The sequence below is a fragment of the Pseudomonas sp. zfem003 genome, assembly GCF_032621675.1.
GTDB lineage: Bacteria > Pseudomonadota > Gammaproteobacteria > Pseudomonadales > Pseudomonadaceae > Metapseudomonas > Metapseudomonas otitidis.
In genome coordinates, this window is sequence record NZ_JAVYJG010000004.1 from 51,762 (window position 1) to 73,182 (window position 21,421).

Annotated in this window: 25 protein-coding genes; 10 read left to right on the forward strand and 15 right to left on the reverse strand. The window is 68.7% G+C overall.

Annotated features, from left to right (window positions below):
- The first annotated feature begins 284 nt into the window (after window positions 1–284).
- The 9 genes from RTK35_RS09280 to flgN all read left to right on the forward strand — a co-directional run bounded on the left by RTK35_RS09280 (window position 285) and on the right by flgN (window position 8,092).
- Window positions 285–1,706: a sigma-54 dependent transcriptional regulator gene (locus RTK35_RS09280; RefSeq protein WP_316907843.1), complete on the forward strand. Its 1,422-nt coding sequence runs from the start codon at window positions 285–287 to the stop codon at window positions 1,704–1,706.
- A 17-nt stretch (window positions 1,707–1,723) separates the two neighbouring features.
- Window positions 1,724–2,053 carry a flagellar hook-basal body complex protein FliE gene (locus RTK35_RS09285; RefSeq protein ID WP_282886388.1) on the forward strand — a complete coding sequence of 110 codons (330 nt, stop codon included), beginning with the start codon at window positions 1,724–1,726 and terminating at the stop codon, window positions 2,051–2,053.
- A 20-nt stretch (window positions 2,054–2,073) separates the two neighbouring features.
- Window positions 2,074–3,750: a flagellar basal-body MS-ring/collar protein FliF gene (fliF, locus tag RTK35_RS09290; protein ID WP_316907844.1), complete on the forward strand. Its 1,677-nt coding sequence runs from the start codon at window positions 2,074–2,076 to the stop codon at window positions 3,748–3,750.
- Window positions 3,725–4,783: a FliG C-terminal domain-containing protein gene (locus RTK35_RS09295; protein ID WP_044399912.1), complete on the forward strand. Its 1,059-nt coding sequence runs from the start codon at window positions 3,725–3,727 to the stop codon at window positions 4,781–4,783. Before fliF ends, RTK35_RS09295 begins: the two co-directional genes overlap by 26 nt.
- Before the next feature lie 7 nt (window positions 4,784–4,790).
- Window positions 4,791–5,483 (forward strand): flagellar assembly protein FliH, encoded by a 693-nt coding sequence (gene fliH / locus RTK35_RS09300; RefSeq protein ID WP_044399909.1) that lies wholly within the window; start codon window positions 4,791–4,793, stop codon window positions 5,481–5,483.
- A 4-nt stretch (window positions 5,484–5,487) separates the two neighbouring features.
- A complete protein-coding gene (fliI, locus tag RTK35_RS09305) occupies window positions 5,488–6,819 on the forward strand; it encodes a flagellar protein export ATPase FliI (RefSeq protein WP_044400008.1) in 1,332 nt (443 codons plus the stop codon).
- The gene (locus RTK35_RS09310; protein ID WP_074967993.1) at window positions 6,816–7,238 is read left to right on the forward strand and encodes a flagellar FliJ family protein; all 423 of its coding nucleotides are present in this window, start codon (window positions 6,816–6,818) and stop codon (window positions 7,236–7,238) included. Before fliI ends, RTK35_RS09310 begins: the two co-directional genes overlap by 4 nt.
- A 144-nt stretch (window positions 7,239–7,382) precedes the next feature.
- Entirely contained in the window at window positions 7,383–7,667 is a 285-nt protein-coding gene (locus tag RTK35_RS09315; RefSeq protein WP_316907845.1) for a flagellar biosynthesis anti-sigma factor FlgM, read from the forward strand.
- Entirely contained in the window at window positions 7,664–8,092 is a 429-nt protein-coding gene (gene flgN / locus RTK35_RS09320) for a flagellar export chaperone FlgN (RefSeq protein WP_316907846.1), read from the forward strand. Before RTK35_RS09315 ends, flgN begins: the two co-directional genes overlap by 4 nt.
- On the opposite strand, the gene RTK35_RS09325 is transcribed toward flgN, so the two are convergent.
- The 15 genes from RTK35_RS09325 to katB form a co-directional block, all read right to left on the reverse strand.
- Window positions 8,077–8,229, reverse strand: coding sequence for a DUF2256 domain-containing protein (locus RTK35_RS09325; protein ID WP_222899642.1), 153 nt, complete (start codon window positions 8,227–8,229; stop codon window positions 8,077–8,079). The genes flgN and RTK35_RS09325 overlap by 16 nt on opposite strands.
- Window positions 8,226–9,764, reverse strand: a complete 1,539-nt coding sequence (locus RTK35_RS09330) for a cryptochrome/photolyase family protein (protein WP_316907847.1) — start codon at window positions 9,762–9,764, stop codon at window positions 8,226–8,228. The genes RTK35_RS09325 and RTK35_RS09330 overlap by 4 nt, the downstream gene beginning before the upstream one ends.
- Window positions 9,765–9,768: 4 nt before the next feature.
- Window positions 9,769–10,074 carry a DUF6482 family protein gene (locus tag RTK35_RS09335; RefSeq protein WP_044399893.1) on the reverse strand — a complete coding sequence of 102 codons (306 nt, stop codon included), beginning with the start codon at window positions 10,072–10,074 and terminating at the stop codon, window positions 9,769–9,771.
- Between the two features lie 24 nt (window positions 10,075–10,098).
- Window positions 10,099–10,800 (reverse strand): SDR family NAD(P)-dependent oxidoreductase, encoded by a 702-nt coding sequence (locus RTK35_RS09340; RefSeq protein ID WP_142008488.1) that lies wholly within the window; start codon window positions 10,798–10,800, stop codon window positions 10,099–10,101.
- Between the two features lie 7 nt (window positions 10,801–10,807).
- Window positions 10,808–11,332 carry a DUF3833 domain-containing protein gene (locus tag RTK35_RS09345; protein WP_069560526.1) on the reverse strand — a complete coding sequence of 175 codons (525 nt, stop codon included), beginning with the start codon at window positions 11,330–11,332 and terminating at the stop codon, window positions 10,808–10,810.
- 170 nt (window positions 11,333–11,502) lie between these two features.
- Complete coding sequence (locus RTK35_RS09350; RefSeq protein ID WP_316907848.1) at window positions 11,503–12,660, reverse strand: glutathionylspermidine synthase family protein; 1,158 nt, start codon at window positions 12,658–12,660, stop codon at window positions 11,503–11,505.
- Window positions 12,661–12,669: 9 nt separating this feature from the next.
- Entirely contained in the window at window positions 12,670–13,401 is a 732-nt protein-coding gene (locus RTK35_RS09355; protein WP_044399880.1) for a DUF1190 domain-containing protein, read from the reverse strand.
- Between the two features lie 23 nt (window positions 13,402–13,424).
- Window positions 13,425–13,850 (reverse strand): DUF350 domain-containing protein, encoded by a 426-nt coding sequence (locus RTK35_RS09360; protein WP_044399877.1) that lies wholly within the window; start codon window positions 13,848–13,850, stop codon window positions 13,425–13,427.
- Window positions 13,851–13,866: 16 nt separating this feature from the next.
- Window positions 13,867–14,529, reverse strand: a complete 663-nt coding sequence (locus RTK35_RS09365) for a DUF2491 family protein (RefSeq protein ID WP_142008490.1) — start codon at window positions 14,527–14,529, stop codon at window positions 13,867–13,869.
- Complete coding sequence (locus RTK35_RS09370; RefSeq protein ID WP_316907849.1) at window positions 14,526–15,551, reverse strand: ion channel; 1,026 nt, start codon at window positions 15,549–15,551, stop codon at window positions 14,526–14,528. Before RTK35_RS09370 ends, RTK35_RS09365 begins: the two co-directional genes overlap by 4 nt.
- Window positions 15,552–15,609: 58 nt before the next feature.
- A complete protein-coding gene (locus RTK35_RS09375) occupies window positions 15,610–16,167 on the reverse strand; it encodes a rhomboid family intramembrane serine protease (protein WP_142008494.1) in 558 nt (185 codons plus the stop codon).
- Window positions 16,168–16,230: 63 nt separating this feature from the next.
- Window positions 16,231–16,935: a PspA/IM30 family protein gene (locus RTK35_RS09380; RefSeq protein ID WP_142008496.1), complete on the reverse strand. Its 705-nt coding sequence runs from the start codon at window positions 16,933–16,935 to the stop codon at window positions 16,231–16,233.
- 26 nt (window positions 16,936–16,961) lie between these two features.
- Entirely contained in the window at window positions 16,962–17,618 is a 657-nt protein-coding gene (locus tag RTK35_RS09385) for a YjfI family protein (protein WP_044399862.1), read from the reverse strand.
- Between the two features lie 176 nt (window positions 17,619–17,794).
- A complete protein-coding gene (locus RTK35_RS09390) occupies window positions 17,795–18,322 on the reverse strand; it encodes an ankyrin repeat domain-containing protein (protein ID WP_107330592.1) in 528 nt (175 codons plus the stop codon).
- Between the two features lie 462 nt (window positions 18,323–18,784).
- A complete protein-coding gene (gene katB, locus RTK35_RS09395) occupies window positions 18,785–20,263 on the reverse strand; it encodes a catalase KatB (protein ID WP_371320895.1) in 1,479 nt (492 codons plus the stop codon).
- 253 nt (window positions 20,264–20,516) lie between these two features.
- On the opposite strand from katB, the gene RTK35_RS09400 reads away from it, so the two are divergent.
- Window positions 20,517–21,416, forward strand: coding sequence for a hydrogen peroxide-inducible genes activator (locus RTK35_RS09400; RefSeq protein WP_316907850.1), 900 nt, complete (start codon window positions 20,517–20,519; stop codon window positions 21,414–21,416).
- Window positions 21,417–21,421 lie beyond the last annotated feature (5 nt).

Sequence of the window (21,421 nt, forward strand, 5' to 3'; positions counted from 1 at the left end):
ATTCGGATACTAGGAGCCGGCGAAGAAGGCTTTAAATCAATTGATCTCAAAAACCCCGCATTGATGAATTCTTGTCGTAGCTGACAGGAAATAAGGCCATTTGTGTGTGGACTTTTCCGATGCGGTGCTAGCGTCGTTTCCAGGCCAACGAGTCGACGCCCTTGCGTCCTCCCGAGCCCTCCGATCCATCACCTACCAACAACAGGCGAACACGCCCGGCGTCGATCCGACGCCAGGGCGCGGGGACGACTGCGCCCCGAGGTTTCGCGAACAGGACGTTTCGAATGGGGGTTACCACCGTGAACATGATGAGCGCTCTCCGCTTTCCCGGGGCCGACCCGCTGCCGGGGCTGGACCGGCCCGATGCCGCCGCCTGGCGCCAGGCACTGGTGATCGGCATGCCCTGGAGCGAGCACCACGCACCGCTGCTGGAGGCTCTGTGCCTGGGCGGCTGCGAAGTGCGCACCGCCCTCGACCTGGCCCAGGCCCGCGACCAGCTGCGCGACGGTGGCCTGGCCTTCCTGCTGCTGGGCGACCTGCCCGTCGAGCAGACCTGCCAACTGGCGGGCGAGCTGCTGCAGCGCCACCCGAACCTGACCCTGGTGCCGGTGGTGGGCTATGCCGACCAGGAGCGCGCCGCGGCTCTGCTGGAGCTGGGTTGCACCGACTACCTGCTGGCGCCCTTCGGCGATGGCCAGGTGGAGGCGCTGCTGTGCCGCCTGGCGCGTGCCGCGCGGGCCGACCAGGGCTTCGTCACCCGCTCGCGCACCGGCCGCCGCCTGCTGGCCCTGGCCCAGCGCATGGCGCTGTCGCGCACCCCGGTGCTGATCACCGGCGAGACCGGCACCGGCAAGGAGCTGATGGCGCGTTACGTGCACCGTTTCTCCGCCACCCCGGATGCCCCCTTCGTCGCGGTCAACTGCGCGGCGATTCCCGAGTCGATGCTCGAATCCATCCTCTTCGGTCATGAGCGTGGCGCCTTCACCGGCGCCGTCAGCGCCCAGCCCGGCAAGTTCGAACTGGCCAACGGCGGCACCCTGCTGCTGGACGAGGTGGGCGAACTGCCCCTGGCGTTGCAGGCCAAGCTGCTGCGGGTGCTGCAGGAGCAGCGCGTCGAACGCCTGGGCGGGCGCCGCGAGATCGAGCTGGACGTGCGCATCATCGCCGCCACCAACCGTGACCTGCAGACCGAGGTGGCCGCCGGGCGCTTCCGCGCCGACCTGATGTTCCGCCTCGACGTCCTCGCCCTGCACATCCCGCCGCTGCGCGAGCGCCCCGAGGACGTGCTGCCCCTGGCCCAGGCCCTGCTGGCCAAGCACGCGCCCCAGGACGCCGGCCGCGAACTGCTCACCGCCGAAGCCAGCCGCCTGCTGCTGCAGCACGACTGGCCGGGCAACGTACGCGAGCTGGAGAACTGCCTGCAACGCGCCCTGGTGCTGCGCAACGGCCTCTACATCCAGCCCGGCGACCTGCGCCTGCAGGGCGCCCAGCCGGTGCCCCGGGATGCCCTGCGCGGGCTCGGCCTCGACGAGGGCGGACGCGCGGCCCTGCGGGCCAGCGCCAAGCTCGCCGAGTACCAGCACGTGATCGACACCATCCGCCGTTGCGGCGGCCACAAGAGCAAGGCGGCGGCCAGCCTTGGCATGACGTCCCGGGCCCTGCGCTACCGCCTCAGCGCCATGCGCCAGCAGGGCGTGGTGCTTTGAACCGGAAGGAGACCGCCATGCCCAGCATCGCCAGCGTCCAGCAGCACCTGCTGGACCTCCAGCACACCCTGGCCGAGGCCAGTCGCGGCGGGGTGTTGCCTGCCAGGCCCTTGCCCGGGGGGCTGCCCCCCGGCCCGGCGGACAGCTTCGCCGCCGCCTTGCGCGCAGTGGACGCCCAGCAGCACGCCGCCAGCCAGGCCATGGCGGCGGTGGACAGCGGCCGTAGCACCGACCTGGTGGGCGCCATGTTGCAGAGCCAGCGGGCCAGCGTGTCCTTCAGCGCGCTGCTGCAGGTGCGCAACAAGCTGGCCACCGCCTTCGACGACATCATCCGCATGCCGGTGTGATCCGGACTGGGAGTTCTAGCGTGCTCGACAACATTCGCGACAGGCTGCCCGCCGGTGGCCTGCGACTCGACCCCCGCCTGGGCATGGCCGGCCTGGCCGCCGCTGCCGCATTGCTGGCGGCAATGGTCGTCTACTGGCTGTGGCGCGACAGCGTCGGCTACCGCGCGCTGTACGGCGCCCACGAGGCGTTTCCCGCCGCCGATGTGCTGCAGGTGCTCGACGGCGAAGGGGTGGACTACCGCCTGCACCCGCAGACCGGCCAGGTGCTGGTGCGCGAGGCCGACCTGGCCGCGACCCGCCTGCTGCTCTCGGCCAAGGGCGTGCAGGTGGCGGTGCCCCCCGGCTACGAGCTGTTCGACCGCGAGGAGCCCCTGGGCAGCAGCCAGTTCGTCCAGGACGTGCGCCTGCGCCGCAGCCTGGAAGGCGAGCTGGCGCGCACCATCGCCGAGCTCAAGGGCGTCGACCAGGTGCGCGTGCACCTGGCCCAGGAGCCCAGCCATTCCTTCGTCATCGGCCGCCGCGAGCCGGCCAAGGCCTCGGTGATGCTGCGCATGGCCGCCGGCCAGCGCCTGGCCCCGGAGCAGGTGGCGGCCATCGTCAACCTGGTGGCCGCCAGCGTGCCGCAGCTGGCCCCTGAGGCGGTCAGCGTGGTGGACCAGAACGGCGTGCTGCTGTCGCGCCAGGGCGTGGTCAACGGCGCGCTGCAGGACAGCCAGGTGGCCGAGGGCTACCGCCAGCAGGCGCTGGCCAACCTCGATGCGGTGCTGGCCCCGGTGCTGGGGGCCGGCAACTACCGGGTCAGCGTCAGCCCCGACTTCGACTTCAGCCAGAAGGAGGAGACCATCCAGGCCTACGGCGACACCCCGCGCCTGCGCAACGAAGTGGTGCGCAGCGAAAACACCCTGGACCAACTGGCCCTGGGTGTGCCGGGCTCCCTGAGCAACCGCCCGCCGCCGGCCCAGCCCGCCCCGCCGGCCGCGCAGAAGCCGGCCGCGCAGAAGCCGGCCGCCGGCACCCCGCCGCCGACGGACAACCCGGCCTCCACCAGCACCCGCAGCGAGAGCACCCGCCAGCACGAGCTGGACCAGCGCATCACCCACGTGCGCCACCCCTCGTTCCAGTTGCGCCGGCAGAGCGTGGCGGTGGTGCTCAACGCCGCCGCCGCGCCGGAGGGTGGCTGGAGTGATGCCGCACGCAAGGAGCTGGAAGAAACCTTGCGCGGCGCCGTGGGCTTCGATGCCGAGCGCGGCGACCAGCTGATCCTCAGCGTGATGCCCTTCGTGGCCCTCAAGACGCCCGAGGAGCCGGAGGTGGCCTGGTGGGAGAGCCCGCAGCTCTACGAATACGCCCGCTTCGGCGTGGTGGTGGTACTCGCCTTGCTGCTGCTGTTCCTGGTGCTCCGGCCGGCCCTGGCCGGGCTGCGCCGTCGCCAGGACGCGCCGCCAGCGGCCCTGGCGGACGGCTTGCCGACAGGGGAGCAGGGGTTATTGCCCGGCCGTGGACCGGGCCAGGCCTTGGGCGGGGGGGTGTTCGGCGAAGCCAACCCTTTGGCCGAGGTGCGCCTGCCGGCGCCCGGCTCGGGCCTGGAGATGCAGGTGGAGCACTTGCAGCTCCTGGCCAGGAACGACCCGGAACGGGTTTCGGAAGTCATCAAGCATTGGATAGGTCGTCATGAACGAGACAACGACTCCGCCTGAAGAAGGCGCGACCCAGGCGGTACGCAAGCGCGTGCCCCCGGGGCGCGCCATGAGTTCCCTGGAGCAGGCGGCGATTCTTCTGCTGAGCATGGGCGACGACATGTCGGCCAGCGTGCTGCGGCAGTTCGGCCGGGAAGAGATCGTCGCCCTCAGCCAGGCCATGGCGCGGCTTTCCAACGTCAAGCAACCCATGGTGTCGGAGGTGATCGGGCGTTTCTTCGACGACTACCGCGAGCAGAGCAGCATCAAGGGCGCCTCCCGCCAGTACCTGTCCGGCATGCTCGGCAAGGCCCTGGGCGGGGACATCACCCGCAGCCTGCTGGACAGCATCTACGGCGAGGAGATCCGCGCCAAGATGGCCCGCCTGGAGTGGCTCGACCCGCGCCAGTTCGCGGCGCTGATCGCCAAGGAGCACGCGCAGATGCAGGCGGTGTTCCTCGCCTTCCTGCCGCCGTCCATGGCCACCGACGTGCTGGAGTCGATGCCGGCCGAGCGCCAGGACGACCTGCTGCTGCGCATCGCCAACCTCACCGAGATCAACGCCGACGTCATCGCCGAGCTGGAGGCGCTGATCGAGCGCAGCCTGGCGGTGCTCGGCACCCAGGGGTCCCAGGTGCGCGGGGTCAAGCAGGCCGCCGACATCATGAACCGCTTCAAGGGCGATCGCGGGCAGATGTTCGAGCTGCTGCGGGCCCGCAGCGAGTCGCTGGTGAGCCGCATCGAGGACGAGATGTACGACTTCTTCATCCTCTCCCGGCAGAACCCGGCGGTGCTGCAGACGCTGATGGAGAGCATCCCGCTGGAGGACTGGGTGGTGGCGCTCAAGGGCGCCGAGGCCGAACTGGTCAAGGCGGTGCAGGGCGCGCTGCCCAAGCGCCAGGCGCAGCAGATGGAATCCATCAGCCGGCGCCAGGGCCCGGTGCCGCTGAGCCGTGTGGAGCAGGTGCGCAAGCAGATCATGGGCGTGGTGCGGGAAATGGCCGCTGCCGGTGAGCTGCAGATCCAGCTGTTCCGCGAAGAAACCGTGGAGTGAGTGATCCATGAACAGCCGAGTCATCAAGGGAGACAGTGCGGGATGGCGGCCTTACCGCTTCCCGCCGCGCAGTCGTCTGGCCGGGGTCATCGGCGAACGGGAGGCCGGCCTGGGTGGCCAGGCGGGCCTGTCCAACGGCTACCAGGCGGCCGTGGAGCAGGGTTACCAGGAGGGCTGCGAGCAGGGGCGCGCGGCCGGCCATGCCGAAGGCGTGGCGCAGGGCCTGGCGGAGGGGCGGCGCCAGGCCCGGGAGGAGATCCGGGCGGCCGCCCAGCAGCGCTTCGAGGAGGCCAGCGCGCCCCTGCAGCAGTTGATCGAGGCGCACCGCACGCTCAATCGCGACCTGGAGCGGCGGCGTCGCGAGGAGTTGCTGGAGCTGGTGCGCAAGGTGGCCCAGCAGGTGATCCGCTGCGAGCTGACGTTGAGCCCCATGCAGCTGCTGAGCCTGGCGGACGAGGCCCTGGCCGGGCTGCCGGGGGACCCGGGGGAGGTGGAGCTGCGCCTCAACCCCGAGGAGTGCGCGCGGCTGCGGGACCTGGCCCCCGAGCGCACCGCCGCCTGGCGCCTGGTGCCGGACGAGAGCCTGGGGCAGGGCGAGTGCCGCCTGGTCACCGCCCAGGCCGAGGCGGACATCGGTTGCCAGCAGCGCCTGGAGGCCTGCCTGGAGACGCTTTCCGACCACCTGATCAAGGAGCATTGAGGTGATGGGACTGGATGAACGATTCGACCTGGACCAGGCATTGCGCTCCCTGGACGGCGTCCAGCTGGCCACCGTCAGCGGCCGCCTGGTGCGGGTCTCCGGCATGCTGCTGGAGAGCCTCGGCTGCCGCCGCATGACGGGCCAGCGCTGCCGGGTGGAGACCGCCGACGGGCGCGGGCTGGAGGCCCAGGTGGTGGGCTTCGACCGCGACATCACCTACCTGATGCCGTTCAAGAAGCCCGAGGGGCTGATGGCCGGCTCGCGGGTCTTCCCGGTGCGCGACGGCCAGCGCGTGGGCATCGACGACAGCTGGTTGGGGCGGGTGGTCAACGGCCTTGGCGAGCCCATCGACGGGCGCGGGCGGCTGGCCGGGCGCGACCCGCTGCCGCTGGGGCTGCCCAGCGTCAACCCGCTGCTGCGCCGGCCGGTGACCGAGCCGCTGGACGTGGGCGTGCGCGCCATCAACGGCCTGCTGACCCTGGGCAAGGGCCAGCGGGTGGGGCTGTTCGCCGGCAGCGGGGTGGGCAAGAGCGTGCTGCTGGGGATGATCACCCGCCAGACCAAGGCCGAGGTGGTGGTGGTCGGGCTGATCGGCGAGCGTGGCCGCGAGGTGCAGGAGTTCATCCTCCACGCCCTGGGGCCCGAGGGCCTGCGGCGGGCGGTGGTGGTGGTAGCGCCGGCCAGCGAATCGCCGCTGATGCGCCTGAAGGCCACCGAGCTGTGCCACACGGTGGCGGGCTACTTCCGCGACCAGGGCCATGACGTGCTGCTGCTGGTGGATTCGCTGACCCGCTACGCCATGGCCCAGCGCGAGATCGCCCTGGCCCTGGGCGAGCCGCCGGCCACCAAGGGCTACCCGCCGTCGGTGTTCGCCCTGCTGCCGGAGCTGGTGGAGAGCGCCGGCAACGGCGCGCACGGGCAGGGCAGCCTGAGCGCCATCTACACCGTGCTGGCCGAGGGCGACGACCAGCAGGACCCGGTGGCGGACTGCGCCCGGGCGATCCTCGACGGGCACATCGTGCTGTCGCGGCGGCTGGCGGACATGGGCCACTACCCGGCCATCGACGTCGCCGCTTCGGTCAGCCGCTGCATGGCCCAGGTCACCAGTGCCCGCCACCAGGGCGCCGCGCGGCAGTTCAAGGAGCTGCGCGCGGTGTACGAGCGCATCCGCGAACTGATCCCCCTGGGCGGCTACACCCCGGGGCAGGACCCGCGCACCGACCGGGCGGTGCAGCTGGCGCCCAGCCTGGAGGCCTACCTGCGCCAGGACACCCATGAAGCGGCCGAACTGGAAACCACCCTGGACAACCTGTTGCACCTGCTGGGAGGCCTATGAAGCAGCGCATCGAATCCCTCGACCGTCTGGCCCTGTTGCGGGCCGGCAAGGTCCGCGACGTGCAGGCACGGCTGGCCCACCAGGCCGACCTGTGCCAGCGCTGCCGGGCCAACATCCAGGCCCTTGAGCAACTGGCGGCCGCGTCCAGCGGCGGTGCCTCGCCCCTGGAGCGCGACAACGCCCAGCGCTACAAGCTCACCCTGCACCGGGCCCTGGCCTGGCAGCGCCGCGAACTGGCCACCTTCGAACAGATGCGGGAGCGGCTGCAGGCCGAGCTGCAGCAGGCGCGCTTCGACGAGCTGCGCCTGGCCCATGTACGGGATGACCAGCTGGCTCAGTGGCACCAGTTGCAAGCCCGCCAGGAACAACGCCAGCAGGACGCCATGGCCACGCAGAGCTGGCTGCGCGGCCGGTATTGACGGGGCCGTCTGCCCGGCGGTGCGCGTACCCGTCCCGGGCTGAAGCCCGGGCTGCGCCGTGCGCGCGATTCGCGGCGGCGTTTAAGCGGGGGGCGATGCGGGTCGCCCAGTGGGAGGGAACCCGTTTGCCCCACTGGAGGCCCCATGGAAATCAACCGAACCCTGCCCGCAGCCCCTGTGACACCGCTGGAGGCGACGTCCCGTCATGATCGGGAGCCGTCCTCGGTGCCGGCAGGCGTGGCGAGCCTGCGTGCCCGGGAGGCGTCGATGCCGCTGGAGGCGCTGCAGGAGGCCCTGCGGGAGCTGCCGGAGATCGACCTCGACCGGGTGCTGGCGCTGCGTGAGCTGCTGCGGGAGAAGGGCCTGGACACCCGGCCCGATAGCCTGGCCCGGGCCATGCTCGGCCACCACCGGGGCCAGGAGGGGTGAGCGCGGCGAAGCGCCAGCAGGTGCTGGCCACCGTGGAGGCAGACCTGTTGGCCGATCACCGTGCGATGCCGGCGCTGCTGGAGCACCTGCATGCGCTGCATGCGGCCCTGGGGCGGCACAACCAGGGCCAGGTGGACGCGCTCAACGGTTACATCCAGCAGGCGGTGGACGCCATGGCCGAGCGCGCGCAGCGGCGCAACCGGGTGTTGCGGGCCAATCGCCTGGCCGAGGGGCGCGGTGGCATGGCGCGGCTGCTGGCCTGCTACCCGAAAGAGCGCGCACAGGCCCTGCGGGTGGTCTGGGAGGAGCTGGGGGAGATGCTGCAGCAGTGCCGCCGCCTCAACGAGCGCAACGGGCGCCTGCTGGCCGCACAGTGCGAGCTGATGGACCGGTGGCTGGAGCCGTCGCTCTACACGCCGGCCTGAGGCGTGGGGCGGCGCTGTCGGCGGCAGCGCTCGGAGCAGTAGCGCACCTCGTCCCAGCAGCGCGCCCATTTGCGCCGCCAGGCGAAGGGCAGGCCGCAGGTGGCGCAGGTCTTCTGCGGCAGGTGGGCCTTCTTCACAGCGCCTCCCCGGCGTCGAGCCGGGCCAGCAGGGCTTCGCCCCGGGCCCAGAGGGCGTCCTGCTTGGCCTCGTCCATGCGCTCCAGGCTGCGGTAGATCATGCCCAGGCGGTGGTTGCCGCGCAGGCGGTCGCGGTGGCGCATGAGGAAGTGCCAGTACAGGGCGTTGAACGGGCAGGCCCGCTCGCTGGTGCTCTCGCTGACCTTGTAGTGGCAGCTGCCGCAGTAGTCGGACATGCGCTTGATGTACTGGCCGCTGGCGCAATACGGCTTGGAGCCCAGGTAGCCGCCGTCGGCGTGCATGACCATGCCCAGGGTGTTGGGCAGTTCGACCCAGTCGAAGGCGTCCATGTAGACCGCCAGGTACCAGTCGCAGATGGCCGGCGGGGCGATCCCGGCCAGCAGGGCGAAGTTGCCGGTGACCATCAGCCGCTGGATGTGGTGGGCGTAGGCATGTTCCAGGGTCTGGCCGATGGCCTGGCGCATGCAGTTCATGCGGGTGTCGGCGGTCCAGTAGAAATCGGGCAGCGGACGCCGGTTGCCGAAGGCGTTGCGCTGGGCGTAGTCGGGCATCTGCAGCCAGTAGATGCCGCGCACGTACTCGCGCCAGCCGATGAGCTGGCGGATGAAACCTTCGGCGGCGTTCAGCGGAACGTCGCCGCGCCGGTAGGCGCTTTCCACGTCGTCGCAGAGGCGGCGCAGGTCCAGCAGGCCGATGTTCAGCGCGGCGCTGATGCGCGCGTGGAAGAGGAAGGGCTCGCCTTCGGCCATGGCGTCCTGGTAGTCGCCGAAGGCGGCCAGGCCCTGGTCGAGGAAGCATTGCCAGAGGCGCTCGGCCTCGGCGTGGGTGACGGGGTAGTCGAAGCCCTCCACCTGGCCGTAGTGGTCGCTGAAGCGCTGGCGCACCAGGTCGATCACCGCCGTGGTGGTGGCGTCCGGCGGGAAGCGTGCCGGCAGCGGGGCCTTGACGCCCTTGGGCAGGGCCTTGCGGTTCTCGGCGTCGAAGTTCCAGGCACCGCCCAGCGGGGTGCTGCCATCGGGCTCCATGAGCAGCCCGGTGCGCTTGCGCATCAGCCGGTAGAACAGCTCCATGCGCAGTTGCTTGCGGCCTTCGGCCCAGCCGGCGAAGGTGGCGCGGCTGCAGAGGAAGCGGTCGTCCTCGTGCCACACCTGGGGCAGGTCGACGGCGCGCAGGGCCTGCTCCAGGCGCCACTCGCCGCATTCGGTGAGGTGCACTTCCCGCGCCTGCAGCTGCGTGGCCCAGCGGCTGAGTTCGCCGGGCAGGCTGCCGCTGTTGGCGGGGTCGTCGAGCTGCACGTAGTGCACGGTGAAGCCGCGTTGGCGCAGGGCCTCGGCGAAGTGCCGCATGGCGCTGAGGATCAGCACGATCTTCTGCGGGTGGTGCGGCACGTAGCGGGTCTCTTCCTGCACTTCGGCCATCAGCACCGCGTCCTGCGCGGGGTCGAGGGCGCGCAGGGCGGCGAGGTCGAAGCTCAGCTGGTCGCCGAGGACCAGCGCCAGGCGGCGTACGGGCATGGCGTTACCAGGCCGATTGCAGGGAGATCGGCAGGCGCATCGGCTCCTGCGGGCCGCCGCCGAGGCCGCAGGCTTCGTCCTGCACCACCTGCTGCACGAGGTGGAAGGGCACCGGGGTGATGCCCTGGAGCACGTCGCGGGCCTGGGTCATGGAGCGCAGGTGGAGCACCTTGCCCTGTTCGTCGAGCACCGGCTCGCAGCGCTGTGGGGTGATGGCGTGGAGGACGTAGTTACCGCCTTCCAGGGCGATCAGTTCGAGGCTGTTGAGCTGCTGGGACTGGGCGAGGTTGAACAGCTGCTGCAGGTTCATGGCACGTTCCTCTCGTGGGGTGGTTCACCAGGGCAGGGGCTCGCCGGTGTAGGCGTAGAAGCCGCCGCTGGCCTCGGGGCCGGTGCGGTCGATGACCGCCAGCAGCTGCTCCGCGGCATCGGCCGGCGGGCGGCCCGTCTCCCCGCCCCGGAAGGGCTGCGAGAGGCGGGTGTTCACGGTGCCGGGATGCAGCGCCAGGACCACGCTGGCCGGCTGCCGGCGGGCGAGTTCGATGGCGGCTGTCTTCACCAGCATGTTCAGGGCGGCCTTGGAGGCGCGGTAGCTGTACCAGCCGCCGAGGCGGTTGTCGCCGATGCTGCCGACCTTGGCCGAGAGCAGCGCGAGGACGCTGCGGCGGCGGTCCAGCAGGCCGCTGAAATGGCGCAGCACCAGGGCGGGGCCGAAGGTGTTGGCCTGGAAGGTGGCCAGCAGTTGGGCGTGGTTCAGGTCGCCCAGTTTCTTCTCGGGCATGAACTGCTCGGTGTGCAGCAGCCCGGCGGCATTGATGATCACCTGGAACGGCCCGAGGGCCTCCACGGTGCGGGCGGCGGCTTCGATGCTGGCCTCGTCGGTGAGGTCCAGCCGGGGCGTGCTGGTGCGGCCCAGGCCCAGGGCGAGGCCGCAGCGCGGGTCGGCGGCCAGGGCGTCGAGCAGGGCGCCGCCGATGCCGCCGCTGGCGCCGATCACCAGGGCGCGGTAGCCGTCGGGGAAGCTGGGCAGGGTCATGGTGGGTTCAGTCCCGCTTGCGGAAGAACAGGGTGACCTGGCCCAGCTCGACGCCGAACTTGGTCATGAAGGAGCGGTTGGCCAGGGTGCGGTCGTCCAGCAGGTACATCCAGTCGTCGAAGTTGACGTGGTAGGTGGTGCCGTCCACCGGCAGCTCCAGCACGTAGCGCCAGCGCAAGGCGTTGCCGGCGACTTCGCCCTCGGCCACGCCGACCACGTCCGGGGCGGTGCCGCGCCAGTGGTTGGGGCCATCGGGGCGCAGGGTCCAGACCCGCTGCTGGCGGGTGCCGTCGCTGTAGGTGAAGCGTTCGTCGAGGATCAGCCGGCCGGCTTCCTCGCGGCCCTGGATGTCGACGTGGAAACGCTTGATCACCTTGCCGGAGCGGTCCTGGAACATGCCCCAGGCGTCCACCCCGCCGACGAAGTAGCGGCGCAGGTCCAGGGTGGGGTTCTCGTCCTTGTAGTCGCCCACTTCCACCTGGCTGCAGGCGCTGAGCAGCAGGCAGAAGAGCAGGGCCAATCGCGATTTCATGGTGGGCTCCGTAAAAAGTTGTACATGGATGGAGTGAATGTACAAGAAAATCTGTATTTGTCGAGTGTTTGTATAGGATTTTGGGCGGCACGGGACAGCCGGCCGCCCGAGGAGGGCAGCCGGTGGGGATCGGGTGAGGGAGAGGGGCGGAGCGGTGGGTGCGGTGCGGATCAGTCGAGGACGACGTGGGGCAGGAAGCGGCTGGTGTCCTTGGTGATCAGGCTATCGTCCTCGCGGATGCCCATGCCCGAGGCGGTGTCGCCGATGACCCAGGAGCCGATCAGGGTGTAGCTGTCGCCGAACTTCGGCAGCGGGGCGAACTGCTGGAGGATGTAGGGCGCGTCGGTGTAGGGGCCGTCTTCGGCGATGCGTTCGTCCCCTTCGGTGCGGATCTCGATGTTGGCGCCTTCGCGGGAGAAGAACGGCTTGCGCACCCAACCCTTGGGCACCGGGGCGCGCGGGTCGGCGTCGAGGTGGCTGGGCAGCAGGTTGGGGTGGCCCTCGTTGAACTTCCACAGCAGCGGGAGGATGCCCTTGTTGCTGATGATGGATTTCCACGCGGGCTCGACGAACTGGGTGTCGCAGCGCGGCACGGCTTCGCCGAAGGGCTCGCGGAAGATGTGCTCCCAGGCGTGCAGCTTGAACAGCCGGGGAATCCAGTTGCCCTGCAGGTCGACGAAGCGGCCTTCGGCGGTGAGGCCGATGTCTTCGATGTCGATGTGCCGGGCGTCGATGCCCGCCAGCCCGGCCATGCGCCCGAGGAAGTCGGTGGTGCCCCGGTCTTCCACCGAGCCGGCGATGGCGGAGAAGTAGAAGGGGGTGTCCTTGGCGAAGGTGTCGAAGGCGCGGATCAGGTCTTCGGCCAGGGTGTTGAACTGGTCGGCCTCGGCGGGCAGGACGCCGCGGCGGATCTGGTCCTCCAGCCAGAGCAGTTGCACCGAGGCGCACTCCAGCAGGGAGGTGGGGGTGTCGGCGTTGATCTCCAGCAGCTTGGCCGGGCCGCGCCCGTCATAGCTGAAGTCCATGCGCCCGTAGAGGTGCGGGTGGCCTTCCTTCCAGGAGGTGCGGACCAGATCGAAGAACGCCGGCGGAATCGCCAGGCCGCTGAGCAGCTCCTCGCTCTCCACCACGCGCTCGACCACGTCCAGGCACATCTGGTGCAGCTCACGGGTGGGCTGCTCGATGTCCTGGGTGACCTGTTCGCGGGTGAAGCGGTAGTAGCCGCTTTCGTCCCAGTAACGCTCGCCGTCGATGGTATGGAAGGCGAAGCCTTCGCGCTCTACGCGCTCACGCCAGTCGGGGCGTTCTTCGATGCTGATCTTGTGCATGGCCTTTCCTTAGCCGCCGAAGCCGAAACCGCCGGTCTTGCCGCCCCAGCCACCGCGTGCGTTGGCTTCGCTGCCGAAGCCGCCACGGGAGATGGTGGAACCCACCGCTGAGCTGGTGCTGCCGGTCTTGCTGCTCAGGCTCTTGCCCAGGGTCTGCTGGGTGTAGGTGGAGGAGGGGCTGCTGCGGGCCTGGGTGGAGCGGCTGAAGGTCTTGCCCTGCTCGATCTGCCGGGACAGCGTTGAGGTGGAGTAGCCACCCCGGGTGTCGCGGTACTGGTAGATCGGCTGGGAATAGTAGTGGTTGCCGCTGTTGCCCATCATGTGGCCGATCAGCAGGCCGGTGAGCAGGCTGTTGTCGCTGTGGCCGGTGCTCTGCACCACCTGCTGCTGGGCCTGCTCGTAGGTGTCGCGGCTGACCTGGTTGGTCATGGACAGCTCGAAGCCGGCCAGGCGCGGCATGAACTTGCCGTCCGAGGTGGCCTGGCAGTAGCCGGGCACGAAGTCGGCATCGCAGGCGTCCTTGCTGTCGTAGGTGGGGGCGATGGCGCGGTGGTCGGCCATGGCGGTCATGTAGGCGTCGGAGCAGACGTCCACGGGGAACTTGTCGGCGACGCAGGCCTGCACGTTCTTGAAGGTCTTGGTGGCGGTGACCTGGACCGTGTCCTGGGGCTTGCTGCAGCCGGCGATGGCCAGCGGCAGGGCGCCGGCCAGGACCAGCTGTACGGAGTTACGCTTTCTCATCGGGGTGTCCTCGCGTCGCCGTCTCAGGTCGAGGGGGTCATGCAGGCGGAGTTGAGGAAGCCGATGCTGATGGCCACCGAGGCGGAGTAGATGGCAGCGGCGTGCTCGCCACGGGCGATGCGCCCCGGCAGGTCCTTGAGCACCAGGCTGGCGACGAAGAAGGCCAGCAGCTGGACGATGGCGGCGATCACCACCCAGACCACGAAGTCCAGGACGCTGACGCTGTAGGCGATGATGTTGCTGGCCGGCAGGGCGAAGCCCACCAGGGAGCCACCCAGGGCAACGGCGGCGGCGCTGTTGCCTTCGCGGATCAGGGCGAATTCCTTGTGCGGGGTGATGCGCGTGTAGACGAACTGGAACAGCGCGAACAGGGCGGCCGCCACCAGGATGTACACGGCGAAGCCGAGTACGGCCGGGGCGTTGAGGGACATGCGCAGGGCGTCGAGCATGTGGGGTCTTCCTTGGTCAGAGAACGTTGATGTCGGTGATCTGCAGCGTCACGCCCACCGCGGTGGTGAGGCTGATGACGCCGTCTTCGTCTTCCTCCACCGAGAAGAGCAGGAACTCCCTCCGGTTGAGCAAGCCGATCTCGCGGGCATAGAGCATGCTGTGGTGCTCGATGCCATAGCTGGCTTCGGGGCTGACGACGAACTCGCGCAGGGGCACCAGTTCGGTCTGGCCGTCCTCGCTGCCCCACTGGCGGATGTATTCCTCACCCTCCAGCTCGTACAGCGGCATGCCGATGCGGGCGTTGGGGCCGGCCAGGCGCATCAGCTCGTCGCGGCTGTTGATGGCCGTCACCTGGTGGTAGCCGAAGAGGATGATGGACTCGATGTCGCTGTCGTCCGGGCCGTTCATCAGCACCTGGAGGAAGTAGTCCTCGTCGTCCAGGTAGAAGCGTTTGATGCGGGTGGACTGGCCCAGTTCCAGGGTGCCGACGGCCCAGACCTTTTCGTCGCCGGGGATCTCGACCCCGGTCTGGCCGTCCAGCAGGGCCTTCAGGGAGCGGTCCAGGCACAGCATGCGGCCGGCGGCCAGGCCCAGGGGCTGGCTGTCGCTGACGTGGCGGGTGCCGGTGTTGCTGGGCAGGGGCGGCTCCAGGCCGAGCCAGCGCTTGAGGGTGCTCACAGGGCGTCTCCTTGCAGGCGGTCAGTGGCGATGTAGAAGATCTCGCCGCCTTCGACGTTCAGCTCGTTGGCGGGGTTGATGGCGAACTGGGTGGCGCCCGGCGCGCGGTAGCCGATCAGCGTGGCGCCGTGCTCCTGGCGCAGGCGGATGTACAGCTCGCCGCAGGTGGTGCGCAGGCTGGCCGGCAGCACGTGGCGGTACTGGGTGGCGCCTTCGCCGACACACAGCAGCTCGGTGACCACGGCACTGGAGCCCGGGTCCTGGGAGGCGCGCACCAGCATCTCGATGGCCATGTTGGAGGTGCACTCCAGCTCCGGGGCGTAGCGGCGGGCGAGGGCGGCGCGCTCGGAGTCGGTGAAGTGGGCGACCACGTGGCCGGAGGTGCCGATGGCCTTGAGGGTGAGGACGATGGCCAGGGTCAGGCTGTCGGAGCGGGTGTGCACCAGGATCCGCTCGGCCCCTTCGACCCCTGCACGGCGCAGCAGGGCGGGGGTGTCGAGGGAGTCGCCACGGACGAAGGAGGCGCGGCCGGGCAGCGGGTTCTCTTCGAGCAGGGCATCGCAGATCACCAGGTTGTCGTCACGGGTGATGGCGTCCTGGTAGAGCAGTTCGACGATGCGCTCGCTGGCTTCGCCTTCCCAGCCGATCAGTACGGTGTGGCCCTTGAGGGTCGAGTAATCGCCCAGTCCCTTCATGTTCTTTCTCCAGAGTTCGCCGACGGAGGTGGATGCCTTGCCGATCACGGCGGTGAGCAGGGCGATGCCGCCGAGCATGATCCACAGGGTGGTGACCAGCTTGCCGGGCGCGGTCTTCGGCGAGAGGTCGCCGTAGCCCACGGTGGTGGCGGTGGTCAGGTAGAAGTAGGTGAAGTCGATGCCCTGGGTCAGGTGCTCTTCACCGGCCAGGGTCAACAGCAGGTAGGACAGGCTGTAGTGGCCTGCCAGCAGCATGCCGATGCCGGCCCAGCCGAAGCGCTGGAAGAAGGCCGAGGTGTGGTAACGCAACAGCAGCATCAAGGACATGGCATCCACTCCAACAATCTGTCCATTCGGGGCCGGGTGATGATCCCGGCGCGCCGTTTCAGTTTCCTTGCACGTCCAGCCGCTTCGAGTGCATCAGCCAGGCCACTAGCACACCGGCGACGGCACCGGCGATGTGGGACTCCACCGACACGCCCGGCACCGGGATGAACCCGTACACCAGGCCGCTGTAGCCGGCCAGGGCCGCCAGGGCCACCAGCAGGCTGGCGAAGCTGCGCTGGAACCAGGCCCGTGCCAGCAGGTAGGTCCAGAGGCCGAAGATCAGCCCGCTGGCACCGACATGCACGCTGGTTCGCCCGAATACCCACACCAGTGCGCCGCCGAGCAGGGTCACCAGCAGCGCGACGCGCAGGTAGCGGCCCAGGCCTTCGGTGCTGACCAGCCAGCTGAGGACGATAAAGGGAACCAGGTTACTCAAAAGGTGACGGAAAGATCCGTGCAGGAACGGGGCGAAGATTACACCCTGCAGGCCGTAAATGCTGCGGGGAATGATGCCATGGCGTACGAGACTGTCGCCGGTGACGCTATTGACGATCTGGATGACGACCATGAGGGCCGCCAGGACGAGGATGACGCGGATGCGCTTGCCGGACTCCATGGTGGCGTCCCGAACTCCATGCGAAAGGGGGCGGGGCGGGCGGTTGCCCGCCCCGCAGGGGTGTTACTGGGCGCTGTCCGAGGACTGCTTGGCCTTCAGGCGGGCCAGCACGTCGGCGGCGCTGCCGCTCTGGGCGCCGATGCCGGCTTCCTGCAGGCGGCGCTCCAGGTCGCCACCGTTGGCGGCGGTCTGCATTTCCTCGGCGGCGGCCAGGCGGGCGTCCTGCTCGTCCTGGCGCTGGCGCAGGCGGTTCAGGCTGTCCAGGGCGGACTCCACCTTGCCGTTGGCGCCACCGGTGGCTTCGGCGGTGGCGACGCGGGCGCGCTGCACCACTTCGCGGGCCTTGGCCATCTCGATCTGCTGCTTCAGGCTCTTCAGCTGGCCTTCGGCCTTGTTGACCTGGGCGTGCAGCATGTCGGCCTGCTTGCCGAACTGCTCGGCCTGGTTCTTCTCCTGGTCACGCTGGGCTTCCAGTTCGGCGATCTTGTTGGCGCACTCCAGGGCCAGGCCTTCTTCGCCCTTGTTCAGCGCGGCGGTGGCCTTGCCTTCCCAGTTGGCGATGTCGTTGCCCAGGCTTTCCAGGCGCTGCTGGGACAGCTTCTGCTTGGCCTTGATGTCCACCAGGCCGTTGCGGGCCTGCAGCACGGCCTTGTCGGCATCACGCATTTCCTGCTCGAGGATGCGGATGGCGTTGGCGTCGACGATGGCTTCGCCGACTTCCGAGGCACCGCCACGTACGGCGGTGATGATTTTTTTCCAGATGCTCATGGGGCTTCTCCTGCGGGGGAATTCGGTCAGGCCTTGAAGTGGTCTTCGAAGGCTTCGACGGCGCGGATCACGTTCTCGGCCAGGGTGAAGACCTCCTGCACGATGACGGTCAGCGACGAGGCGGCGCTGAGGGCGCCGAACATGGAGTACACCTCCTGCCCGTCGATCACTTCGACCCCGACCGAGGACAGCGGGAACAGGTCGCGGGTACGCAGTACCAGGGCGTTGAAGTAGTGCGGGTCCTTCACGTCGCTGACCGGTACCAGGGTGGCGTCGACCATGATGTGGTCGCCTTGCACCGCCAGGTAGATCGGCAGGTCGCCGTATTCGGTCATGGTCAGCTTCAGGCCGGCCTGCTCGCCCTCGGCGACGCTCAGCAGGATTTCACCCGCGGCCACCAGTTCCAGTTCGGCCAGGGCGCTGTGAAGCGAGCTGAGGGTCCAGTTGCTGTTCTCGGTCATGTAGTCCTCCAGTTTGACTCGGTCGCCCAGAAAGGGCTGCCGTAACGCTCTCTCGATGCCTTTAAGGGCGTTCACGTTTTCGGGAAGGATCCAGAATTCGCGCTTCACCAAACCCGCATCGCGAAGTCGGTTCCTCATATCGCGGACATAGTCGGCAGAAGTCTTGCCCTTGGGCGAAGTAGCCTTCCGTTCGGTCGTATCCGTGGTCTTCTTGCGAGGCATTTCGCTCCTCCTCAAGTGCAACGGAGCGAACATTACGCCGGTCCGAGCGGTTGCGCAATTCCTTACATGAAAGATTTTATGAATCTTTCATGTAAGTATTTTTTGCGGCTCTTTACGGTCCTGCGCAAAGGCCCGGCACAGGGCCGGGCGCGTGGCATTGCAGAGGGGAAGGGGCTTCAGCGGGTGCGGATCTCGCCGTTGGCGAGGCTGTGGGCGTCGTTGCCCATGGCGTCCTTGAGGTCCAGGTCCGCGCCCTTGCGGCGCAGGGCTTCAAGCAGCTCGGTGCGCTGGAACAGGGCGGCGTACATGGCGGCGGTCTGCCCGGCGGCGTTGCGCTGGTCGGTGGGGCAGTCGGCCTGCATCAGGCGCCGGGCGATGCCCAGTTCGGCCTTGAAGATGGCGCCCATCAGGGCGGTGTTGCCGCGTTGGTCCTGCAGGCAGGGGTTGGCGCCAGCGGCCAGCAGGGCGTCCACGGCTTCGGCGTGGCCATGGTAGGCCGCGAGGATCAGGGCGCTGTAGCCCTTGGCGTCCTGGGTGTCGAGGTCGTAGCCGGCCTCGATGAAGGTGGCGAGCATGTCGGTGCGGCCGTTGCGCGCGGCCTCGAAGAAGTAGTCGGCCAACTGGGCCTTGATGGCGGCCTCGTCCGGTTGCGCGGCGACCGCCAGGCTGCTGGCCAGCAGTAGGGTGCAGAGTAGGGCTTTCATCGGGCTATGTCCCAGTACCGTGTTGGGAAGGCAAGTTGGTTATCGAGTTCTGCTGATGTCTCCTGTTTCGCCTTGCCAGGCGAGTTTCTTTTTTCAATCGCCAAAAAAGAAACCAAAAAGGCTCGCCCCTGCATCCGGGTCCCGCTTCGCGGGACTCCCCTCGCTCCATCGTTGCTTCGGGGGGCGGCGCGATGGGCCATCCATGGCCTGGCGCGCCTCTCGCGGCATCCATGCCGCTCGCTCCCCTGCACAACGACTGCACTCGGCCTCCTGAAGGGGCAGCTTCCCTGCCTCAGCTTCACGACCAGGCGTGAGCCCGGTGTGCGCTCAAGGCCTGCCCGCTCTCCCATCAAAGGAAGAGGTTGGCTGAACGACCTTGGAGCGTTGCAACACAGGAAAGAAGTACGGCAGTTCATCGCGGACTCCAGGGGCCGGCCCGCATGAAGCGGGCCGGCGGTTGGGTCAGTCGGAGAGTTTCGCGGCCAGGGCCTTCACCTTGGCCAGGTCGCCACCGGCCACCTGGGTGACGCGGGTGCCGTAGTCGGCATCGGCCTTGTAGAGGAAGGACAGCATGATGTGCTTGCTCTCGCTGTCGGTGCCGGCCAGGGACTGGCCGAAGCTGTTCACCAGGTCCTGCTTCTCCTTGCGGCTGTAGGAGCGGTACAGGTCACCGGCCTGTTTGAAGTTCTGCTCGCGCTGGATGCGGCGCTGCTGGGTGGTGCCTTGCAGCGGGGTTTCCACGTAGCGGGCGGCGGTCGTCTCTTCACGCGGCTCCAGGCGGCTCGGCTGGTAGTTCACGCCGCTCAGGCTGTGGCCGGCGTTCATCGCGCCGTCCTGGTTGCCGTTGTTGACCGGGACCTTCGGGCGGTTGACCGGCAGCGACAGGCCGTTGGCGCCGACGCGGTAGAGCTGGGTGTCGGCGTAGGCGAACACGCGGCCCTGCAGCAGGCGGTCTTCGGAGGGCTCGATGCCGGGCACCAGGTTGGACGGTGCCATGGCCACCTGCTCGGTCTCCTGGAAGAAGTTGTCGACGTTGCGGTTCAGCACCATCTGGCCGACCTTGCGCTCCGGCACGTCAGGCCAGACCTTGGTGGCGTCCAGCGGGTCGAACTCGAAGCGCGCCAGGTCCTCGGGCTTGAGCACCTGCACGTAGAGGTCCCACTTCGGGTAGTCGCCCTTGGCGATGGCGTTCACCAGGTCGTTGGTCATGTGGCTGTAGTCCTTGCCCTGGACGGCCTCCACTTCCTTCGGGTCGAGGTTGCGGATGCCCTGCAGGCTCTTCCAGTGGAACTTCACGTAGCTGACCTCGCCCTTGGCGTTGACCAGCTTGTAGGCGTGCACGCCGTTGCCGTCCATGAAGCGGTAGCCGGCCGGGGTGCCCTCGTTGGAGTAGAGCAGGGTCAGGGTGCGGATGGCCTCGGGGTGGTGGGAGAAGAAGTCGAAGCGGCGCGAGTCATCGTCCAGGTTGGTGCGCGGGTCCGGCTTGAAGGCGTGGACCATGTCCGGGAACTTGATGGCGTCGCGGATGAAGAAGGTGGGGAAGTTGTTGCCCACCAGGTCCCAGTTGCCGTCAGCGGTGTAGAACTTGGTGGCGAAGCCGCGCGGGTCACGCAGGGTTTCCGGCGAGTGGTTGCCGTGCACCACCGAGGAGAAGCGCACGAACACGGGGGTGCGCTCGCCGTTGCGGAACAGCTTGGCGACGGTCAGGTCGGCGAGGTCCGCTGTGGCGGTGAACTCACCGTGGGCGCCGGTGCCCCGGGCATGCACCACGCGCTCGGGAATGCGCTCGCGGTCGAAACGCTGCAGCTTCTGGATCAGTTGCACGTCCTGCAACAGCACGGAGCCGTTGGGGCCGGCGGTCTGGGAGTTCTGGTTGTCACCCACGGGGGCGCCGTTATCGCGGGTCAGCGGGGCGGCTATCGCGGTGGAGAGGTTGAGCATGAAGGCCGATGCCAGGCCGAGGGCCAGGCCGTTGCGGCTATGAATGGACATTTTCGTCTCCTGATGTCTCTGGTTCGGGTTACTGCCGGGCAGACCTTAGGAACATCAGGGCGCTGTTAATAATGAATTTTGGGCAGTCGCCCGATTAAGAAATATGAACGGGGAAGCCCGCGCGCGCTCGCTACAGTACCCCGGCCTTCACTGACTGGAGCCATACCGCGATGCCCTGGGGCATTGTCGAGCCGGGAAGCCTATGACCTTGACCGAACTGCGTTACGCCGTGGCCTTGGCCGATACGCAACACTTCGGCCGCGCCGCCGAGCGCTGCCACGTCAGCCAGTCCACCCTCTCGGTGGGCATCAAGCGGCTGGAGGACGACCTGGGGGTCGCCCTGTTCGAGCGCGCCCGGGGCGCGGTGCAGCTCACCCCCATCGGCCACAGCATCGTCGAGCGTGCCCAACGCGTGCTGGTGGAAGCCAATGGCGTGCTGGAGCTGGCCCACGTCGGCCGCAACCAGTTGGGGTCGCCGCTGCGTATCGGCGCCATCTACACCATCGGCCCGTACCTGTTCCCGCACCTGGTACCGCAGCTGCACACCGTGGCGCCGCAGATGCCGTTGTACATCGAGGAGAACTTCACCCACGTGCTGCGTGATCGCCTGCGTGCCGGCGAGCTGGATGCGCTGATCGTCGCCATGCCCTTCAGCGAGCCGGACGTGCTGACCAAGGTGCTCTACGACGAAGCCCTGTACGTGGCGATGCCGGCCGACCACCCGCTGGCCGACACGCCCCGGGTGGAGGCACGCCATCTGAGCGATGAGCCGCTGTTGCTGCTGGGGGAAGGGCACTGTTTCCGCGACCGGGTGCTGGAGACCTGCCCCTCGGCCCAGCGCGAGGCGAGAGGCCGCGCCACGCACCTGGAGGCCAGCTCCCTGGAGACCATTCGCCACATGGTGGCGTCCGGGCTGGGGGTTTCGGTGTTGCCGCATTCGGCGCTGGATGGCCATGCCACGGGCAACCTGGCGATCCGCCCCTTCGCTCCGCCGGCGCCGTTCCGCCAGGTGGCCATCGCCTGGCGCGCGAGCTTTTCTCGCCCGCGCGCCATCGATGTGCTGGCCGATTCGGTCAGGCTGTGTTCGGTGCGCCCGACCTAGGCTGG

What these genes read in the sequence shown, in the direction of transcription:
- RTK35_RS09345 (WP_069560526.1), bottom strand. Translation starts at nt 11,332, where the DNA reads ATGAAATCGCGATTGGCCCTGCTCTTCTGCCTGCTGCTCAGCGCCTGC.
- RTK35_RS09310 (WP_074967993.1), top strand. Translation starts at nt 6,816, where the DNA reads ATGAAGCAGCGCATCGAATCCCTCGACCGTCTGGCCCTGTTGCGGGCC.
- RTK35_RS09295 (WP_044399912.1), top strand. Translation starts at nt 3,725, where the DNA reads ATGAACGAGACAACGACTCCGCCTGAAGAAGGCGCGACCCAGGCGGTA.
- RTK35_RS09380 (WP_142008496.1), bottom strand. Translation starts at nt 16,935, where the DNA reads ATGAGCATCTGGAAAAAAATCATCACCGCCGTACGTGGCGGTGCCTCG.
- RTK35_RS09280 (WP_316907843.1), top strand. Translation starts at nt 285, where the DNA reads ATGGGGGTTACCACCGTGAACATGATGAGCGCTCTCCGCTTTCCCGGG.
- RTK35_RS09375 (WP_142008494.1), bottom strand. Translation starts at nt 16,167, where the DNA reads ATGGAGTCCGGCAAGCGCATCCGCGTCATCCTCGTCCTGGCGGCCCTC.
- RTK35_RS09360 (WP_044399877.1), bottom strand. Translation starts at nt 13,850, where the DNA reads ATGCTCGACGCCCTGCGCATGTCCCTCAACGCCCCGGCCGTACTCGGC.
- RTK35_RS09340 (WP_142008488.1), bottom strand. Translation starts at nt 10,800, where the DNA reads ATGACCCTGCCCAGCTTCCCCGACGGCTACCGCGCCCTGGTGATCGGC.
- RTK35_RS09350 (WP_316907848.1), bottom strand. Translation starts at nt 12,660, where the DNA reads ATGCACAAGATCAGCATCGAAGAACGCCCCGACTGGCGTGAGCGCGTA.
- RTK35_RS09400 (WP_316907850.1), top strand. Translation starts at nt 20,517, where the DNA reads ATGACCTTGACCGAACTGCGTTACGCCGTGGCCTTGGCCGATACGCAA.
- RTK35_RS09335 (WP_044399893.1), bottom strand. Translation starts at nt 10,074, where the DNA reads ATGAACCTGCAGCAGCTGTTCAACCTCGCCCAGTCCCAGCAGCTCAAC.
- katB (WP_371320895.1), bottom strand. Translation starts at nt 20,263, where the DNA reads ATGCTCAACCTCTCCACCGCGATAGCCGCCCCGCTGACCCGCGATAAC.
- fliI (WP_044400008.1), top strand. Translation starts at nt 5,488, where the DNA reads ATGGGACTGGATGAACGATTCGACCTGGACCAGGCATTGCGCTCCCTG.
- RTK35_RS09285 (WP_282886388.1), top strand. Translation starts at nt 1,724, where the DNA reads ATGCCCAGCATCGCCAGCGTCCAGCAGCACCTGCTGGACCTCCAGCAC.
- RTK35_RS09390 (WP_107330592.1), bottom strand. Translation starts at nt 18,322, where the DNA reads ATGAAAGCCCTACTCTGCACCCTACTGCTGGCCAGCAGCCTGGCGGTC.
- RTK35_RS09315 (WP_316907845.1), top strand. Translation starts at nt 7,383, where the DNA reads ATGGAAATCAACCGAACCCTGCCCGCAGCCCCTGTGACACCGCTGGAG.
- RTK35_RS09330 (WP_316907847.1), bottom strand. Translation starts at nt 9,764, where the DNA reads ATGCCCGTACGCCGCCTGGCGCTGGTCCTCGGCGACCAGCTGAGCTTC.
- RTK35_RS09385 (WP_044399862.1), bottom strand. Translation starts at nt 17,618, where the DNA reads ATGCCTCGCAAGAAGACCACGGATACGACCGAACGGAAGGCTACTTCG.
- fliH (WP_044399909.1), top strand. Translation starts at nt 4,791, where the DNA reads ATGAACAGCCGAGTCATCAAGGGAGACAGTGCGGGATGGCGGCCTTAC.
- RTK35_RS09370 (WP_316907849.1), bottom strand. Translation starts at nt 15,551, where the DNA reads ATGTCCTTGATGCTGCTGTTGCGTTACCACACCTCGGCCTTCTTCCAG.
- RTK35_RS09355 (WP_044399880.1), bottom strand. Translation starts at nt 13,401, where the DNA reads ATGAGAAAGCGTAACTCCGTACAGCTGGTCCTGGCCGGCGCCCTGCCG.